Source organism: Clostridium sp. MB05 (assembly GCF_046581255.1).
Classification (GTDB): Bacteria; Bacillota; Clostridia; order Clostridiales; family Clostridiaceae; genus Clostridium.
Genome location: NZ_CP174370.1, coordinates 3,720,695 through 3,739,593 on the forward strand (window position 1 = coordinate 3,720,695; position 18,899 = coordinate 3,739,593).

Genomic DNA, 18,899 nt, shown 5'->3' on the forward strand with positions numbered 1-18,899 from the left:
TTTGAAATAATTGCCAGAATTTTATTCTGGCAATTACTTTTATATATTATTTATTATTTTCAACTAAGAAGTTTATAGTCTTTGATACTTTAACATCAGCTACAAGTGCTGCTTTTTGGCTGTTCATTAATAAATCAACCATTTTTTCATCTTCTCCAGCTGAGTACATTTTTGCAACTTCTTTAGCTTTTTCTTTTAACTCTTCTTCAGTTACATCTATATTTTCAGCTTTTTCTATAGCTTCTAAAACTAAATCTGTTTTTACCTTAACTTCAGCATTTTCTTTCATGTAATCTCTCATTTTCGCTGCATCTGTTCCAGTAAATTGGAAGTATTGTTCTAGATTTAATCCTTGATATTGAAGTCTTTGCTCTAGATTTTTTACCATTGTATCAATTTCTTTTTCAACCATTACAGCTGGTATTTCTACTTTTGCATTTTCAACAACAGCTTTTATTACTGCTTCTTCATATTCTTTTTCTTCTCTAACCTTATTAGATTCTTCCATTTTCTTAGTGATATCTTCTTTTAACTCTACTAAAGTGTCAAACTCTGATACTTCCTTAGCAAATTCATCATCTATTTCTGGTAACTCTTTTATCTTTATTTCTTTTACTAATACTTCAAATCTAGCTTTTTTATTATTTAATTCTTCTCTACCGTAGTTTTCAGGGAAAGTTACATTAACTTCTACCTTATCTCCTACTTTAGATCCTATTAATTGATCTTCAAAAGTGTCTATGAAAGTACCTGATCCTATTTCTAAGGAATAATCCTTACCTTCTCCACCTTCAAATGCTACATCATCAATAAAGCCCTTAAAGTCTATAACTACTGTATCACCAGTAGCAATTTCTCCATTTTCTTTATTTTCTACTCTAGCATTTTTTTGTTGCATTTCTTTTAACTTTTCGTTTATTGCATCTTCTGTAACTTCATATGATGGTTTTTCTACTTTTAATCCCTTGTATTCTCCTAATTCAACTTCTGGATAAACAGTAACTTCTGCAGTATATACAAAATCTTTTCCTTCTTCTGCTGTTATTACATCTATCTTTGGATAATCAACAGGAATTATGCTGTTTTCTTCTAATGCTTTTGAATATGATGATTCTATAGCAAAATTAACTGCATCTTCAATTAAAACTCCTATTCCATAGTATTTTTTTACTATAGCCATAGGAACCTTTCCTTTTCTAAATCCTGGAATGTTAAAACTTTTAACATTCTTATTGTAAGCTCTTTTTATAGCTTCTTGGAATTTTTCAGCCTCAACCTTTACTTCAAACTTAACAACATTCTTCTCTATTTTTTCCATTTTAGCTTCCATTGTACTCTTCCTCCTAAAATAGTAAGATACTATCATAATTGATATAACTACGTTATTATACCATATAATATTAATTATTTTCAAATATTTGTTTGGTTAATTTTTTCCTTTAGTTAATTAACTCTCCATTAGGACTTATATACTTAACATTGCCATCAATTTTAACTTCTAATCCTTTGTCTTTGAAATCTCCAAATTTAAGTTCTTTTCCTTTAGAGTTCCACAATGTTGTATGACTATTATTATTTAAATCTATAACCCATATGTATTTATTTAAATCATATCCAAAATAAGGAACATTACTTACATATGCAATTTTTGTATCAGTTATAAATTTCCCCTCTACATTCCATAAGTATCCTTTATACGTTTCTAATACTGAATCCTTATTAAATGCTTCTCCATTAGGAGCAATATACTTATCCTTAGTTAAAGTTGTTTCTTTTTTATTTATATCAAAAAACTTCATATTTTGTTTTTCATCTATAGTTAAAATTAGTTTTTTAGATTGACTTATAGAATAATAAATATTATTTGGAACATCTTTTACTTCCTTAAACTTTAACTCACCATTTATCTCTTCATACTCTACTTTTAGTATAGCATTATCATTAACTTTAAGCTCAATCAGCTTAATTTCCGGTTCTTTAGGTGCTTCTTCAACTACTTCAGTATTTTCACTATTATTTAAATTATCAGTTGCATTGTTTTTATCCTCTGAAATTTTATCTTCATCAATCCACATTTGGACTTTATTTCTAAGTGTATCCATATTTATGCTGCTCATAGCTATTCTCATAAATAAAAGTCCAACTACTAAAAATATTACTACTAAAATAATAGCTATTCTTCTTCTTCGTTTTCTCATTTTCCTCTCATAATCTCTACTGAATATGCTAGGTTTTCTCACACCTAATACCTCCTATAGCTTTATATTTATATTAAGAGCATTTACAATTATCTATTATAAAATACCTTTATATGATATTATTTTCTCTTACTTTTACAACCACATTTTGATCCACTACCTTTACTACTACAACATCCCCCACACTTTAGCATGCCAAGTTCTCTCATTTCTTCAACTGATAACTTAGCTTCATTTTCAGTGTAATCTTCATAGTCAGGTGTATCTCTTAATATATCTTCATTTTTTAAATTTATCATTTAAATCACCTCAATTTATATTATATAACTTATTTTGTGTAAATCTCTATATATTTTATATATTTTTAAATATTTTTATTTTCTAAAATGATAATATTTTCTAAAAAAATCTTATTTTCGATAAATTTTATAAAAACTATTGGATTTTATGACTAAATATAATATAATAAATATATAAATTTTACAATTATTTTATTAATTATATAACATTATATTTACCAGCCCATACTACTGTTAGTAATTTATTATTAGCAGTTTTAATAAAACCCCACATATGTTCATTTATTCCCTTTCTTAAATGAACATAAAAACCCTTTAACCTGTGCAATTTCTTGTGCAGGTTCTTTATTTTTATTTAAATAAAGACCTCTTTAGTATATAAAAATAACTAAAGAAGTCTTTTTCAAAATTAATTTTATAAATATCCCATTGGATTTGTATGTTGTCCATTAACTCTTATTTCCCAATGAATATGCGGCCCAGTACTCATTCCTGTTGATCCAACTTTCGCAACAGTTTGGCCTCTCGCAACAGTTTGTCCAACATCAACTAGTAACTCACGATTATGTCCATATAAAGTTTGAACTCCACCACCATGATCTATTATTATTGTATTTCCATATCCTGAAATCCAGCCTGAATATGCGACTACCCCACTTTTTGATGCTGCTACAGGTGCTCCAGAAGGATCTCCTAAATCAACACCTGTATGGAATCCAGATTCACCTGTTACAGGATTTATTCTTGGTCCATATGGATCAGTTACTATACCATTACCTGGTCTTAAAAAGCTTTCACTACTTGGATCACCTGGAGTTATATCTCCACCTGAGTTACCTCCTCCTGAGTTGTCTCCTCCTGAGTTATTACCGCCTGAATTATTTCCACCGTTATTTCCATTATTTATTTGATTAAATATATCATCTAAAGCTTGTTGTAATTCTCTATTATATGAAACCAAATCTCCAATTTTGTCTTCTATTTCCTTTTCCTTACCTGATAAAGATGAGATTAAGCCTGACTTTTGTGATTCTAGGCCTTGGAGTTCGTCCATTTTATTTTTATGAAATTCTTCTTTAACTATAAATTCTTTTTGTGCATCTTTTAGTTCTTCTTGCTTTAATACTACTTCATTCTTATCACTTTCGATCTTTTCTAATTTTTTTGCAATTTCAACCTTCTCTTCTTCTAATTGCTTTTGAAGTTCTTTAGCTGACTTTATTAAATCTTTATCTAAATTCATTATTCTAAATATATTTTCTATGTTATTAAAAAGAGAAACTATGCTTTCACTTTTTAATAACATATATATGTAGTTTGAAGTTACATCCATCTTATAATAGCTTCTCACCCTTTTATCTAATGATTCCTTTATTTTCTTACCTTCTTCTTCTTTTTGTAATATAAGATTTTCTTTAGTCTTAATTTCATCCTGAGTAGTTGCAATTTCATTATTTATTTTATTAATTTCATTTTGAACTTCATCTATCTTAACTTGATATGAATTTACATCAGACTTTGCTGCTTCTAAATCTTTACTTTTTTCATTTATTTGGCTTAATATTCCTTGTAACTCATTTGATTGATTTTCTATTTCACTATTTACCTTATCCTTTTCGTTCTCTAGGTTATTAATATCATTTGTATTCTGATCTATTTTATCTTGTAATGAACTACTATTTTCTGCTAATGCAATTGTATTACTAGAAAAAATTATTGCAATTGATAATGTTATCGCTCTTAATTTTTTATTCATAAGTATTACACCTACCCTTACTCTAAATTAAACTTTTGTACATCAGTTATTTCCCATTTTCCATTAACATATTTCATTTGAGTTAAAAACATTTCATCAACATTACTTTTAATAAATGGAATAAGCTTTTTACTTACACTATAATTTAGGTTTATAACTATATTAGCTTTATATGTATTATTTTCATAAGCAAATTCACTGCTTTTTATTTCTGTTTTTAGCTCACTAAGCTCATAATTGTTTTTTAAAAATAAACTTTCCCTTCTTATGCTATCATAAATCTTACTTTTTGCATTTTCTTCTGCATTTTCTATCAAAGAGTAATTATTTGAATTTAAAGCATTAAAAACACTTTCATAAAAGCTATTTGATAAGTTTTCTATATCTTTAATTAAATCATCATTAACCATATCTATATTTATCTTTATATCAGGTAATGTCCCTATAGGAACTTTTTCGCTTTTTATTAATCCCCATGGAAACTCTCTTTCTAAATGTACATAGATATCTTTATTTAATGGTAAAGGCCCATATTTTTTTATATCTTTCACCTTTTTGTTTGTATCTACATCATTTATAAATACATTTGCATCATCAAAATTTGATGATAAATTTATATTTACTGCTTTAAAATTTAAATTAAATTCCTTATTTTCTATTAAAAATATTTCTTGTTCTTCAGAAATCTTACCATACAATGTATCTAACTCTCCTCTTATTTTATATTTCCCGGGAATTAGACCTCTTTTTATCTTTGTTGCAGCTATAATATCATCATCTAAATAAACTTTAGCTTCATGAAAATTTGTATTAACTTTTATAGCCACGGACTCAATTTCTATTATATAATTATTTCCCAATAGCCTTTTATCTTCTTTTAAAAGAAAAAGTCCACTCTTTCCACTAGTTTTTAGTTCATTTATTATATTGTCAACTTGTGTAGTATTCTCTGAATAATATTGAGTTAATGGCTCTAAGTCTTTTTTATTTATCTTTTTCTCTTCAATTCTAATATTTCTATATATTTTTTGGGGCTTGTTTTCTTTTAAAGCTACCTCTAAATTTTTTAGTACTATATCTCTTGATGCTCTGTAACTACCAACTCTAAAACCTATTAGAATAAAAAACAAAAAAATAAAGAGGATTAAAATTTTTCTTTTAAATAGAAATTCTTTAATATTATTAAAATTTAAACTTTTAATATCCTTACTTATAATGGATACATACTCTTTTAATTTTTTTAATAATTCATAAAATTTCTCCAAAACGCTCAACTCTCTTTACTCTAAAATATCTATTATCCATTTATTACACTCTACACATTTATAAAGTCTGATTACAAATAAGTCTAACATTTTCTCTTTACCAGAATTAATTAATTGTTCAGCCTCTGATTTTGTTATAAATTCATCATCCTCATCTAAAAATCCTGGTATTTCAACTATATAATTTTTATTTGTCTTGTCACAGCAATCATTCATTCCTACTACTTCAATTTCCTCATATGTTAATTCTCCACTAAGTTCTTCTATTATAGATATTATATCTTCAAATTCACTTAAATCATCTAAAAATTCTTCTTTGTAAAATACTAAGTCTTTTATTTCGAATAATTTCTTCATAATAACACACCTTTATCTATATTTTTTACTTTGATTTAATTTTATATTTAATAATAATATTTATCAAGGATATTTTATATAATAATAACTCAATAAGAATTATATGTTATAATTTGAAAATAAACCGCTAATATGAAGGAGAGATTTTATGATATTTGATAGTCATATGCATTCTAGTTTTTCTACAGATAGCACTATGAATATATTAGATGCAATATCTTTTAGTGAAAATAAAAATATTGGAATAATAATAACAGATCATATGGATTTAGATTATCCATTAGACAATGAGTTTAGATTTGACATACCTAAATACTTTAGTGATTACGAACGTTATAGATCAGATAAGGTGAAATTAGGAATAGAGATTGGATTAACTGAAAATAAACTTCTAGAAAATGAATCTATAGCCTTTAAATATGATTTTGATTTTATTTTAGGCTCTATTCATGCAGTTAGAAACTTAGATATTTATGCTGAGTTTATTAATCAAGGCCACAACAAACATGATTTTTTTTCTTATTATTTCGAAGATATGCTTAAATGTGTAAAGTTATATAATAACTTTGATGCCTTATCACATATAGATTATCCTTGTAGATATTGTTCCTTTGATAATAAAGAAATTATAGTTTCAGAATTTAAAGATTTACTTGCTGAAATCTTTACTACTTTAATAAGTAAGGGTAAGGTTCTAGAGTTAAATTCAAGTAGACTTCATATAAAATCAGCACAAGATTCTTTAACAGATATATATAAACTTTACACAGATTTAGGTGGAAAATATGTTACTCTTGGTTCAGATGCACATAATTATAGAAGCATCTCTAAAAATTTTGATATTGCAATAAATTTTATGGAGCATATCGGTTTAAAAGGGGTTTATTTTGACAAAAGAAATTTAAGATACTTTTAATACAAACATTATTATGTTTTAAATTTATAATAAAAAATAAATAGCTATATTATCCGTTTAATGATATAGCTATTTACTAATTTTTTTAATGAAATATTTTGTAATATATTTATTTTAGTTCAGTCAGTTTTTCTATTTCTTTTTCAGTAAGTCTATAGGTTGTCCACTCATCCATTGGAACTCCTCCTAAAGACTTATAAAATTTTATTGAAGGCTCATTCCAATTTAAACATGCCCATTCCATTCTTTTACATCCTTCTTCTTTCGCCTTCTTACCCAAAAACTTAAATATTTCCTTACCTATGCCTTTACCCCTGGCTTCCTTTTTTATAAATATATCTTCTATATATAATCCGTTTCTTCCAATAAATGTTGAGAAATTATAAAAATATACTGCATAACCTATAGTTTTGTTATCTAAATCTATTAGAACTACTTCAGCCCTATTATTTTCAAAAATAGATTCTCTTAAAGTTTCCCCTGTTGCAATAACTTCATTAGACATGTTTTCATATTCTGCTATTTCTTTAATTAATGATAATATTAGTTGAGTATCATCTTCTATAGCTTCTCTTATTTTTAAATTTTCCATATCAGTGTTGTAATATCTCATAAACTCTCCCTTCTTTTAGATAGAACTAAATAGCATTAAAAAGTTTTTTTATTAAACAATATCCTTTATCATTGCTATATCACATCTAGAACATACATCATCATCAAAGTCCTTAAATCCATATTTTATATAAAGCTTTACCGCTTTATATAAAACTGAATTTGTTTGTAGTATTATTTTTTTGTAATTGAGTGCCTTAGCTAGTTTAAAGGAATTTTCCATCATTATATTTCCAAACCCCATTCCTTGGAAACTTGGATTTAAATACATTTTTCTTAATTCACAAGTATCCTCATTAATTTTATAAATACCATATGTTCCAATTATGTTTCCCTTAAACTCTATTACTTCAAAAGCCCCATTATTATTGAAATAATATTTATATATATCTGTTACATCTAAGTCTTCACATTCTGGATTTAAATCTAGTCCATAAAAACTTAAAACTTCTTTTACTAAATTCAATATTTTAGGCTCATCTCCAACTATAGCCTTTCTTATTATAATATCCTTCATAATTTTGCCCCCTATTATTCCAGATAAATTAATAGATTCCTATAAAAATAGAAATCTATTAATCCACCTATAATTTTACTAATTTAATAATATTATAACGGTTTTTTTATAATATTTCATCAATATTATTAAACTTTTTTATAAAAATTCTAAATATACATACTAATAGGGCTATTACTTCAATTAGCAAAACAACTTCAATTATAAATATATTTTTAATTATTCCTAATTGGTATAGAACTGCTGGAAAATTTATTACTGCATGTAATAATATTGCTATTATATAGTAAATGTATTTTCTTTCTTTTACTGAATATAAAACTATAATAGATAATGATATTTGAATTAATATGGCTAATATTCTTTCAATTCCAGGAGCGCCCCATATAAATGGACTACTATTTACAAATTGATTATAAGTTGCACTAATAACTTCCTTTGGAACTAATGCTCCTTCCATTATTGACTCGAATCCACCTCTATTTATTAACATAGCGTATACTATTGAGTTTAAACTGCCTATTCCTCCAATCAATATAGCTTCAATTCCACCATGTCCAACTCCATATGTTATTCCTCCTAATAAATCTCTATCTTTTATTAGAAACTTAAAAGATATAAACCTTGCTGTTTCTTCAAATATTCCAGCCATTAGTCCACCATATAACATATATGCTACTGGTGTATTTAATAAAAAATCTGATGTAGTATTGTTGAACTTTAAGAAATAAAAATGTATTGGTGCTTCTAAAAGTTGTGTTGATACAAAAAATGCTATAGCTCCTATAAAAAATATTTTTATACTAACATTATATTTCTTTTTTAAAAATATAAGCCCTCCTATAGGTAGTCCTACACTTACTAATAAGCTAAATACCATAAAAGTAATTGATAAGATACTGACCATATTTAATCCCCCTTCTTAAATTTAAACATTAAATTTCTAATCATATATAGAAAAAATAATTATTAATACTATAAGTAAAACTAATAATATTATTGCTTTTTTATTAGCAAAATTAATTGTGTATCCTATTCCAACTCTTTTTTCAACCATCAATGCTAGATCATTCTTATTGTAATAAAACATTCCCCATACCCATTTATCATCATCATCTTTATATAGGTCATCTCCCTCACTATCTTCTTTTATATTTCTTCCACCTTGTCCTATTAGTATAAATGCAATTATAAATATTAACATACTAATTGATATAACAATATTTATAAATCCTTCTAATGATTTTGTATAAATTTCATAAATTATTCCAAGTTGTATTGTTGAATATAATAACAACATTTCAATTTCAGTTATAAATATAAATATAGAAATTAATCTTCTAAATCTCTTTTTTCTTTTTACTGCTATCTCAATATTTCCACTATTTAAATCAACTTTTGAATTTAATGTTATCTTAATTAGTACAAATATAAATATACACATTATAATTTGATTTACAGGTATCTTATAAATATCATATGGATTCATATTTAAAATATATTCTCTTCTTAAAATAGTTAATACTAAAATAATAATAGAAATTAAGATTGGAATTAAAAAAAATTTTTGATTTAGTGCTTTATATTTTTCATTTTTCTTTGGTTTTCTTAATGTTGTATCTACAACTACAACATTACTTGTTTTATAATTCCAACTATTATTTTCTTTTAATTCTTTTATTTTTTTATAGTAAATACCAAATAAAATGGTGTGAATTAAAAGAGCTCCTATTAATGATATTGTCATTATCATGGACAATATAGACTCACTAGCTTTCAAATTAGAAATTATAAATACATTAGTTATTACAAAATAAACCCCAAATATATAAAGTATCTTTCTTTTATAGTCCTTATCTAAGGCCTTTATTTCACTTGACTCCTGATATTTTTTAGGAATTCTAACTCCAAAATATATCCCCTTATTAGAAGCACTATTCAAATAATATGATAAAAGAACCATAGTTATTATAATAATATTTGAAGTTAATATAATCATACAGCTTTGCAAAATAAATCCACCCCTTATTCGCTTTTTATTATATTCCTCTTACAGCTAAATATATTATTACTATTAATATTAAAATTATAGGTAATCCCATAAAAATCATTCCTATTGGATTTCCTAAATTCACATCCCATCCAACACCTATTCTTTTTTCTACAAATATGCTTGGATCTTTTTTGTTATAATAAAAGTTTCCAAATATCCAGTTTTTATCATCATCTCTGTATATTTCTTTATCTTCTTTATTAAATTTAACATTTTTTCCACCTTGGCCTATTTTATAGATTATAACTGTAAAAATAATTACCGTTATTAATATTACAGGTAAGAAAATTATATTTATAATATTTACATTCCAAGAAAAAATAGTGCAAAATTGTATAAATGCAAACATAATTGAAATTTCTAAAGCAATTATAAATAAAAGTATAGAGTTAACTCTTTTAAAAACTTTTCTTTGTTTTTTAATTTCTTCTAATGTTCCACTATTAATTTCAACTTTACTATTTATAGCAAATTTGTTCATTACAGTTAAAAAAATTATCATTCCAACTTGAAATAAGGTCGGAAATAAAACTAAGTAAAAAAATCCTTTAAAACCTTCTTTATTTACAAAACTATCAGCTATTCCTTCGCCATTATAATGAATGGGAAAAGGATCTGGTACATTTTTATAAGCGATAAGAGTTAATATAACTGTTATTAAAGGAATAATTAATAATAATAAAAAAGTCTTAGTTTTTATTACAACATCATCATCTTTTACTTTTGGTTTTCTAATTGTAGTATCCACAAGAACTACATTCTTACCAAGGCTTCTCCAGCCCTTTTCTTCCTTAAGCCTCATTGTTTTTTTCCAATAAATAAATATAGGAATATTAGTTACTATAATTAAAATAATTGTTAATAAAAGAAATATAGAAATCTTAGAAGTAAAGAATACAAGTATATTAATTATAATAATTAGTGGTAAAATAAATATTAAATAATTTTTCTTATACTCTTTTTCTAGACTAACTATATCTTCATCTTTTTCATATTCCTTAGGAACTCTAACTCCAAAAATAATTCCATTATTAGAAAACTTATTTACAAGAAAAGTTGAAAAAAATAGAATTATACTTACAAAAATAGTGCTTCCTAAAATTATTATATTTTCCACTAATCCTCACCTACTTTTTATTAAAATCTAAAAATACTTCATCTATATAATCTTTAATTTCATCTTTACTTATACCTCTATTAAAACATTGAGCCATATAATAATATAAGTTATCATTTAAATCTTCTTTAAACCTCTCCATGGATTGCTCTAAACTTAAAGAAACTACGGCACCTTTTCTTCTATCAATCTTTATATATCCTTCTTCTTTAAGCATGGTATAAGCCTTATTTACAGTATGCATATTTACCCCTATATCTTCAGCTAAGGCTCTAACTGAAGGTAATTCTTCATCTATTTCAATCTCTCCCCTTGCTATTCCTTCAATGACTTGATTTTTTATTTGAATATAAATTGGAACTTCCGAATCGAAGTCTATCCTCAAAATCACTAAATCACCTCTTTTGTCTATAATTAATTTAAGATTTTTTTAAGTTTTATCTAAAGTAAAACTTAAGAAAAAATTTGTACTATAATTACATTATATATTAGAATAATAAAGTATAATATAAGTATATAGCCTTTATTATAATAAAATCATTGAGGAGGGGTTATAATGAATAAAAAACTTTATAAAATTTCTGCTCAAAAAAGAGTAGCTGGTGTATGTGCTGGCTTTGCAGAATATATTAATGCTGATGTAACATTAATTAGGGTTTTAGCTCTATTAATAATTCTTTGTTCTTTTTCTATAGGATTAATATTCTATTTAGGATGTGCCCTTATAATGCCTGATAAATCTGAGATAATGTAAATTTAACTGACAATTACTAAAAGTAATTGTCAGTTTTTAATTATAGTCTATTAAATAACTTTACAGAAATAGTATTTAAAAGCGTCATTAATATTCCTAATAATAATGCTTCATATATTAACACACCTAATAAAAACATAGTAACATTTGATATATTACCATATATAAATATAACTACAGGAACTGCTATAACTGATGCTGATATAAGCATTTGAATTAAAACACTTGCGCTTTGCTTTACTACAGAAGTTTCGGAAACCCAATTTAAATTGGGGAAATATAAGTTAACTATTATTCCTAGTATAGGAACTACGAAAGAATATAGTATTGAAATAATAATAAGCCATATTAGTTGATTTATTGATAGTTTTAATGAAAATGTAAATATAATATCTGCAATAGCTACACTTGGTAAAATTAACATTAAATTCATCATTATCTTAGCCTTAAATATTTCTACTGGCTTAATAGGACTTGACTTCAATATCCATAATTTTTTTCCTTCTAATGATATTGAAGAATTGGTTGTGCAAGACATAGCTAAAATTCCACATACAATAACTATAATAAATAAAGGCATAATTTCTTTTATTACTTCTACTTCAAATATAGTTGTAATTACGTCTTCTCCTAAGAATAAAGTTGCTATTGAAACTCCTAATAATAATAATGGTCCAATTATGGTATTTACTACATATATAGGTGAAGCAAAATATCTCTTTATTTCTTTTTTAAATAACGCCATTAATTGAGAAGAACTTTTCATTTCCTTTAATTTATAATTAGCCCTTTTGTAACTTTCTTGAAGTCTTGCACTTATGCTCTTAAAGCTCTTGTTAAATATAAGCACAAATAATGCAAATACTGAAATTGATAATAATAAAAATAATAAAATATCTATAAAGCTACCATTAGTTAATCCTTTTACAGCTAAAATTGCTGGTGGATAAATCTTTAAAATTCCATCACTAATAGATGCGCTATTTGCTACTAATGTTTGTATAAGGTCACCTGATCTAAAGGATATTATAAATATAATAAATACAACACCTAAAGTTCCTAAAGTAATAATCAAATTCTTATGCCTTAATCGTGATGAAATATAGCTTATCACGAAAGCAACCACAGATGATATAACTATTGGAATAAGTGGTAATGCTAAAAATACTAATAATAAATTTAGAAAGAATACAGGTGATACTGTTGTATATTTAAAATAAATTATTGCTGGTGGTAGTAACGTAAATAATAAGAAAAAGTAATTAATTACTAGCAAATGCATCATCTTTGAAATTAAAATATCACTTTTCTTAATTGGTAAACTCATCAGCAAATCATAGTCTTTAAATGAAAATAATATTCCTTGAGCCTTATAAATAGATGTAAAAAGTATCATTGCTGAACTTAACATAAAACCCATAACTAAAAGTATATCTAATAGTCCTAATTGTTGTAATCCCTTAGCTAAAAGTTCTGAATATAGTACTGCCATTACTAAAAATACAATTATAGAAAATCCAATTGTAGCAGTTATAAAAATAGCCTTATTTCTTTCTGTCTTTGATTTCTCTTTGGTAAACTTGTTAATACCACTAGAATTAATAAATCTAATTTTTAAAATATTTCCTAATTTACTCATTCTCTATCAACTCCATAAATATATCTTCTAATGAACTATTTCCTTTTACTTCATCCATCTTACCTTGAGATACTATATTTCCATCTTGTATTATTGCTACCTTATCGCATAACTTTTCTGCTACTTCTAGAACATGAGTAGAGAAAAATATCGCTACTCCATCATTACAAAGCTTTCTCATTTCTTCTTTTAAAATATGTGATGCTTTCGGGTCTAGTCCAACAAATGGTTCATCTAAAATTAAAAGTTTAGGATTATGAATTAAAGCAGAAATTATAACTAATTTTTGCTTCATTCCATGTGAATAAGATGATATTAAATCTCCTAATGCTGACATTATTTCAAACTTTTCTGAATAAAATTTTATTAGATTTTCTCTTTCTTCTTTTGGAACTTCATATATATCGCCTATAAAATTTAAGTATTGTATTCCTGTTAAAGATTCATAAATATCTGGATTATCTGGTATATATGCTATCTTTCTCTTACAACTAATCGGTTCTTCTTTAATTGATACTCCATCTATTAATATATCTCCTTCATTAAATTCTAAAATTCCAACTATAGATTTAATAGTAGTTGTTTTTCCAGCTCCATTGTGACCTATAAAACCAAATATTTCCCCAGCCTTTACAGTAATTGAAATATCATTTACAGCCTTTTTACCATTTTTATATGACTTTGAAAATTTTATTATATCTAACATGCTATTCTCCCTCTCATTAATTTTATTATACTTGTTATATATATACTATAACAAGTATAATAAAATTACAATATCTTTTAAAATTTTCTTTTATTATTTTATAGTCTTTTTAAGTCTAAATATTTCTCTTTACAGTTTATGTATATATGATAAAATAAAGTAGTCGGTATTCTAAGGAAACTGAACTTAATGCAAAAATTCATTTTTTGCCGAATTATATCCTAAATGGAATAAGAACGGAGGAATTAAAATGTTAAACACCAGAGGGATGGGAAAATCTCGTGAAAATGTTAGAAAGATGGTAGTAGTTGCAATGCTATCAGGTATTTGTTTATTTTTAGGCTTAACAGGACTTGGCTTTATACCATTGCCCCTTTTTAAGCTAACCATTTTACATTTGCCTGTAATAATTGGAGCTATAATAGAAGGGCCTGTAGCAGGAGCTGCAATCGGTTTTATTTTTGGATTATTTTCAATATATCAAAATATAACTACTCCTACTCCAATGTCTCCATTTTTTTATAACCCATTAGTTTCTATACTTCCTAGAGTATTAATAGGAGTAGTTTCCTATTATATTTACAGCTTTTTAAAAACAAAATTTAAAAATCGTAAAATCTCTATAGGTATTGCTGCTATTTTGGGTTCATTAACTAATACAATAGGAGTTCTTGGTAGTATTTACTTAATTTATTTTAAAGATTATGCTTCTATACTTATGGAAAAAGGTTCTATTACATCCTATTCTAGAGGTACCGTCACCTTCGCCTTATTATCTATAGTAGGTACTAACGGCATTGCAGAAGCAGTATTATCAGCTCTAATCTCTATACCTGTTGTGATAGCAATATTTAAAATGCAAAAAAGAAATAATTAAATATTATAAAAGGTTATTTGAAAATGTCTTTCAAATAACCTTTTTTTATGGTTTGTACCATTTTTTTCTTACTTAAGAGTCATTTCCCTTTAATGTCTTAAATTTAATAGTTTATTAAGAATTTATTTACATAATATAATAGTACAAAGTTAAACAAGCTTTGTAAAACAAACTCAATACAAAACTTTTACAAGTTTTAAGGAGGGATTTATTATGGCAAAAAAATTAATACCTGAAGCTAAGAATGGATTAGCTAAATTTAAAAACGAAGTAGCTAGTGAAATGGGTGTACCTTTCACTGATTACAACGGTAACCTTTCTTCTAAGCAATGCGGTAGCGTTGGTGGAGAAATGGTTAAGAGAATGGTTCAACAATATGAATCTACATTAAAATAATCTGTATTTCAGTGTATCAAATTAAGGAGGGATTTATTATGGCAAAGAAATTAGTACCCGAAGCTAAAAATGGATTAGCTAAGTTCAAAAATGAAGTAGCTGGCGAAATGGGAGTACCTTTCACTGACTATAATGGAAACCTTAGCTCTAAGCAATGCGGTAGCGTTGGTGGAGAAATGGTTAAGAGAATGGTTCAACAATATGAGTCTACTATAAAATAATAAAATAAAAAAGAGAAGTTATAAACACTTCTCTTTTTTATGGAGCGAAAGACTGGACTCGAAGCCGAAACATTCACCTTTGCAAGGTGACGCTCTACCATTGAGCCACTTTCGCTAATACAAACATCATTTAAAATGGTGGCTTACCCGGGAATCGAACCCGGTACACCTTGATTAAAAGTCAAGTGCTCTACCGATTGAGCTAGTAAACCATAAATTTAAATGGTGCGTGTTAAGAGATTCGAACTCCTGGCCCACGCCTTAGAAGGGCGTTGCTCTATCCAGCTGAGCTAAACACGCAAATTTGCTACGTTGTTTATGATACATCATCAAGTCGTATTTTGTCAATAATTTTTTGTTTAAAAATTAAATATAAGTAATTCAAATATAAAAAGTTAAGGTGAAATCCTTAACTTTTTATATTTTTCTAATTTTCTATATATTAGCCTTTATGATTACTTCTTCACCCTCAATATCTACAATAACATTTGATCCATAACCTATTTCACCTTTTATAATTTTTCTTGCTAAATTATTTTCAAGTGCATTTTGAATATATCTCTTTAAAGGTCTTGCTCCGTAAACTACATCATAGCCTTCTCTTGCCATTATTGTCTTCGCAGAATCAGTTACTTCTAAAGTAATATTTTTATCTTTTAATTTATTAGAAACTTCTCTTAAGAAAATATCTATTATCTTTTTAATTCCATTTTCTGATAAAGGCTTAAACATTATTATATCATCTACTCTGTTTAAGAACTCTGGCTTAAATCTTAATTTCATTTCATCCATAACTTGTTTTCTTATATTTCCATCTATGCCTTCTTCGCTTTTATTTTCTAGAAGATAGTTACTTCCTATATTAGATGTCATAATTATTATAGCATTCTTAAAGTCAACTGTTTTTCCTTTATTATCAGTTAATCTACCATCATCTAAGATTTGCAAGAAAATATTAAATACATCTTCATGTGCTTTTTCTATTTCATCAAATAATATTACACTATACGGATTTCTTCTAACAGCTTCAGTAAGTTGGCCACCTTCATCATAGCCTACATATCCTGGAGGAGCTCCAACTAATCTAGATACAGAATGTTTTTCCATATATTCAGACATATCAATTCTTATTATATTTTCTTCAGCATCAAATAAATTCCTAGCTAAAGTTTTAGCAAGTTCTGTTTTACCTACCCCTGTAGGTCCTAGAAATATAAATGACCCTATTGGTTTATTTGCATCTTTTAATCCTGCTCTAGCTCTTAGTATTGCATTAGACACTGCTGTAATTGCTTCTTCTTGCCCAATTACTCTTTCTTGCATTTCGTTTTCTAACCTTAAAAGCTTTTCTCTTTCACCTTCTAACAAATTAGTAACAGGTATTCCAGTCCATCTAGAAAGGATTTTTGAAACATCTGCTTCTGTTACTTCTTCTTTTAAGAGAGCATCTTCATAGCTTTCTTTTACTTCTACTTCCTTTTGCTTTATTTCTTCTTCTAATGCTGGAATTAAACTATATTGTATTTCAGCAGCTTTATTATAATCATAATTTCTTTGAGCTGCTTCTAAATCACCTCTTGCACCATCTAGTTTAGATTTTAAATCTCTAAGATTTACTATAGCATCTCTTTCTTTTTCAAATTTTGCTGTCATTTCATCATTTTTAGCTTTTAACTCTGCTATATCTTTTTCTAATACTGATAGTTTTTTCTTAGAACCTTCATCACTTTCCTTAGTTAGAGCTTCTCTTTCAATCTCTAATTGGAATAATTTTCTCCTTATATTATCAAGTTCAGTTGGTAATGAATCTATTTCTGTTCTTATCATAGCTCCAGCTTCATCTATTAAGTCTATAGCTTTATCTGGTAAATATCTATCTTGAATATATCTATATGATAATTTTGCAGCTGCTATTAATGAAGAGTCATGTATTCTTACCCCATGATGAATTTCAAATCTTTCTTTTAAACCTCTTAGTATAGATATAGTATCTTCTACTGTTGGTTCATCTACAATTACTGGTTGAAATCTTCTTTCTAATGCCTTATCTTTTTCCATATATTTTCTATATTCATCAAAGGTTGTAGCACCTATACAGTGAAGTTCTCCTCTTGCTAATAATGGTTTTATTAAATTACCAGCATCCATAGCTCCATCAGTTTTTCCTGCACCAACTATAGTATGAATCTCATCTATAAATAATATTATTCTTCCTTCACTACTTTGAACTTCTTTTAAAACTGCTTTAAGTCTTTCTTCAAACTCACCTCTATATTTTGCTCCAGCTATTAATGAACCCATATCTAAAGAGAAAATAACTTTATTCTTTAACCCCTCTGGTACATCTCCTTTAACTATTCTTTCAGCTAAACCTTCTATTATAGCAGTTTTACCTACTCCTGGTTCTCCAATTAATACTGGATTATTTTTAGTTCTCCTTGAAAGAATTCTTATTGTTCTTCTTATTTCATCATCTCTTCCTATAACAGGATCAAGCTTATGCTTTTTAGCAAGCTCTGTAAGGTTAGTACCATACTTTCCTAAAGCCTCATAAGTTCCTTCAGGATCTTGTGTTTCTACTCTTTGATTGCCTCTAACTTCTTTTAAAACTTCCATAAAAGTATTTTTATTTATATTATATTTATTTAATAAGTTTTTAACTTCTCCACCTTTATCTACTTCAATTATTGAAAGCATTATATGCTCAACACTAATATAAGAATCTTCAAACTTCTTAGCTATCTCTTCTGCTTTTACTAAAACTTCTTCTATTTGTCTTGTTGCATAAACACCTGAAGAGTTAGCACCCTCACCTAAAACCCTTGGCATCTTTTCTAATATTTTAATTAAATCTTCCTCTAATGATTTAACTCTAATGCCTATTTTAGTTACTATGTTAGGTATTAGCCCACCTTCTTGTTGAACTAATGCTGTAAATAAATGTATTAACTCTACTTGCTGATGATTATATTTAACTGCTACTAAACTGGCATCATTTAGAGCTTGTTGTACTCTTAATGTCATTTTCTCAATATTCATGCTTCACTCCTCCTTATCTTTACCTTTTTACTAATTTTATTTTCTTCTATATTTATATATTAATACAAAAGTCAAAGTAAGTCAAAGTATATTTTTTGAATTTTCCACTTAAAATTTTCTTATTTATATAAAATAGGCTATAATTAAATTATAGTTTAATTTAGTTATAAAAGAGGT

At 26.4% G+C, this 18,899-nt stretch carries 20 protein-coding genes and 3 tRNA genes; 5 read left to right on the plus strand and 18 right to left on the minus strand.

Annotated features, from left to right (window positions below):
* Positions 1-46: 46 nt before the first annotated feature.
* The 6 genes from tig to ACH36K_RS17490 form a co-directional block, all read right to left on the minus strand.
* Positions 47-1,330, minus strand: a complete 1,284-nt coding sequence (gene tig / locus ACH36K_RS17465) for a trigger factor (protein WP_411168864.1) — start codon at positions 1,328-1,330, stop codon at positions 47-49.
* 109 nt (positions 1,331-1,439) lie between these two features.
* The gene (locus ACH36K_RS17470; RefSeq protein ID WP_411168865.1) at positions 1,440-2,240 is read right to left on the minus strand and encodes a hypothetical protein; all 801 of its coding nucleotides are present in this window, start codon (positions 2,238-2,240) and stop codon (positions 1,440-1,442) included.
* A 77-nt stretch (positions 2,241-2,317) separates the two neighbouring features.
* Complete coding sequence (locus tag ACH36K_RS17475; protein ID WP_411168866.1) at positions 2,318-2,497, minus strand: hypothetical protein; 180 nt, start codon at positions 2,495-2,497, stop codon at positions 2,318-2,320.
* Between the two features lie 415 nt (positions 2,498-2,912).
* Positions 2,913-4,253 (minus strand): murein hydrolase activator EnvC family protein, encoded by a 1,341-nt coding sequence (locus ACH36K_RS17480; RefSeq protein WP_411168867.1) that lies wholly within the window; start codon positions 4,251-4,253, stop codon positions 2,913-2,915.
* 17 nt (positions 4,254-4,270) lie between these two features.
* Positions 4,271-5,383: a TcaA 3rd/4th domain-containing protein gene (locus ACH36K_RS17485; RefSeq protein ID WP_411168868.1), complete on the minus strand. Its 1,113-nt coding sequence runs from the start codon at positions 5,381-5,383 to the stop codon at positions 4,271-4,273.
* A 150-nt stretch (positions 5,384-5,533) separates the two neighbouring features.
* The gene (locus ACH36K_RS17490; protein WP_411168869.1) at positions 5,534-5,875 is read right to left on the minus strand and encodes a hypothetical protein; all 342 of its coding nucleotides are present in this window, start codon (positions 5,873-5,875) and stop codon (positions 5,534-5,536) included.
* A 148-nt stretch (positions 5,876-6,023) separates the two neighbouring features.
* On the opposite strand from ACH36K_RS17490, the gene ACH36K_RS17495 reads away from it, so the two are divergent.
* The gene (locus ACH36K_RS17495; protein WP_411168870.1) at positions 6,024-6,791 is read left to right on the plus strand and encodes a PHP domain-containing protein; all 768 of its coding nucleotides are present in this window, start codon (positions 6,024-6,026) and stop codon (positions 6,789-6,791) included.
* A gap of 109 nt (positions 6,792-6,900) precedes the next feature.
* Here the strand turns inward: ACH36K_RS17495 and ACH36K_RS17500 are convergent, their stop codons facing one another.
* The 6 genes from ACH36K_RS17500 to ACH36K_RS17525 all read right to left on the minus strand — a co-directional run bounded on the left by ACH36K_RS17500 (position 6,901) and on the right by ACH36K_RS17525 (position 11,481).
* Positions 6,901-7,404 carry a GNAT family N-acetyltransferase gene (locus tag ACH36K_RS17500; protein WP_411168871.1) on the minus strand — a complete coding sequence of 168 codons (504 nt, stop codon included), beginning with the start codon at positions 7,402-7,404 and terminating at the stop codon, positions 6,901-6,903.
* A 51-nt stretch (positions 7,405-7,455) separates the two neighbouring features.
* Positions 7,456-7,920, minus strand: coding sequence for a GNAT family N-acetyltransferase (locus tag ACH36K_RS17505; protein ID WP_411168872.1), 465 nt, complete (start codon positions 7,918-7,920; stop codon positions 7,456-7,458).
* A 106-nt stretch (positions 7,921-8,026) separates the two neighbouring features.
* Positions 8,027-8,827, minus strand: coding sequence for a YhfC family intramembrane metalloprotease (locus ACH36K_RS17510; RefSeq protein WP_411168873.1), 801 nt, complete (start codon positions 8,825-8,827; stop codon positions 8,027-8,029).
* A gap of 36 nt (positions 8,828-8,863) precedes the next feature.
* Positions 8,864-9,931 (minus strand): DUF5808 domain-containing protein, encoded by a 1,068-nt coding sequence (locus ACH36K_RS17515; protein WP_411168874.1) that lies wholly within the window; start codon positions 9,929-9,931, stop codon positions 8,864-8,866.
* A gap of 28 nt (positions 9,932-9,959) precedes the next feature.
* Entirely contained in the window at positions 9,960-11,090 is a 1,131-nt protein-coding gene (locus ACH36K_RS17520) for a DUF5808 domain-containing protein (protein ID WP_411168875.1), read from the minus strand.
* A gap of 10 nt (positions 11,091-11,100) precedes the next feature.
* A complete protein-coding gene (locus tag ACH36K_RS17525; RefSeq protein WP_411168876.1) occupies positions 11,101-11,481 on the minus strand; it encodes a GntR family transcriptional regulator in 381 nt (126 codons plus the stop codon).
* Between the two features lie 165 nt (positions 11,482-11,646).
* Here ACH36K_RS17525 and ACH36K_RS17530 point away from each other — a divergent pair, with 165 nt between their 5' ends.
* Positions 11,647-11,844, plus strand: coding sequence for a PspC domain-containing protein (locus tag ACH36K_RS17530; protein WP_411168877.1), 198 nt, complete (start codon positions 11,647-11,649; stop codon positions 11,842-11,844).
* 40 nt (positions 11,845-11,884) lie between these two features.
* Here ACH36K_RS17530 and ACH36K_RS17535 read toward each other — a convergent pair whose 3' ends face one another.
* Positions 11,885-13,483, minus strand: coding sequence for a putative ABC transporter permease subunit (locus tag ACH36K_RS17535; RefSeq protein WP_411168878.1), 1,599 nt, complete (start codon positions 13,481-13,483; stop codon positions 11,885-11,887).
* Positions 13,476-14,189 carry an ABC transporter ATP-binding protein gene (locus tag ACH36K_RS17540; RefSeq protein ID WP_411168879.1) on the minus strand — a complete coding sequence of 238 codons (714 nt, stop codon included), beginning with the start codon at positions 14,187-14,189 and terminating at the stop codon, positions 13,476-13,478. Before ACH36K_RS17540 ends, ACH36K_RS17535 begins: the two co-directional genes overlap by 8 nt.
* 250 nt (positions 14,190-14,439) lie before the next feature.
* Between ACH36K_RS17540 and ACH36K_RS17545 the strand changes: the two genes are divergently transcribed.
* From ACH36K_RS17545 to ACH36K_RS17555, 3 genes are all read left to right on the plus strand, one after another.
* Positions 14,440-15,066, plus strand: a complete 627-nt coding sequence (locus tag ACH36K_RS17545) for an ECF transporter S component (RefSeq protein WP_411168880.1) — start codon at positions 14,440-14,442, stop codon at positions 15,064-15,066.
* A gap of 213 nt (positions 15,067-15,279) precedes the next feature.
* Entirely contained in the window at positions 15,280-15,462 is a 183-nt protein-coding gene (locus ACH36K_RS17550; RefSeq protein ID WP_411168881.1) for an alpha/beta-type small acid-soluble spore protein, read from the plus strand.
* A gap of 38 nt (positions 15,463-15,500) precedes the next feature.
* Entirely contained in the window at positions 15,501-15,683 is a 183-nt protein-coding gene (locus ACH36K_RS17555; protein WP_411168882.1) for an alpha/beta-type small acid-soluble spore protein, read from the plus strand.
* 40 nt (positions 15,684-15,723) lie between these two features.
* Here ACH36K_RS17555 and ACH36K_RS17560 read toward each other — a convergent pair.
* The 4 genes from ACH36K_RS17560 to clpB form a co-directional block, all read right to left on the minus strand.
* Positions 15,724-15,798, minus strand: a tRNA-Cys gene (locus tag ACH36K_RS17560).
* A 21-nt stretch (positions 15,799-15,819) separates the two neighbouring features.
* Positions 15,820-15,895, minus strand: a tRNA-Lys gene (locus ACH36K_RS17565).
* 11 nt (positions 15,896-15,906) lie between these two features.
* Positions 15,907-15,983, minus strand: a tRNA-Arg gene (locus ACH36K_RS17570).
* Positions 15,984-16,118: 135 nt separating this feature from the next.
* Positions 16,119-18,722 (minus strand): ATP-dependent chaperone ClpB, encoded by a 2,604-nt coding sequence (clpB, locus tag ACH36K_RS17575; protein ID WP_411168883.1) that lies wholly within the window; start codon positions 18,720-18,722, stop codon positions 16,119-16,121.
* Between the last annotated feature and the right edge of the window lie 177 nt (positions 18,723-18,899).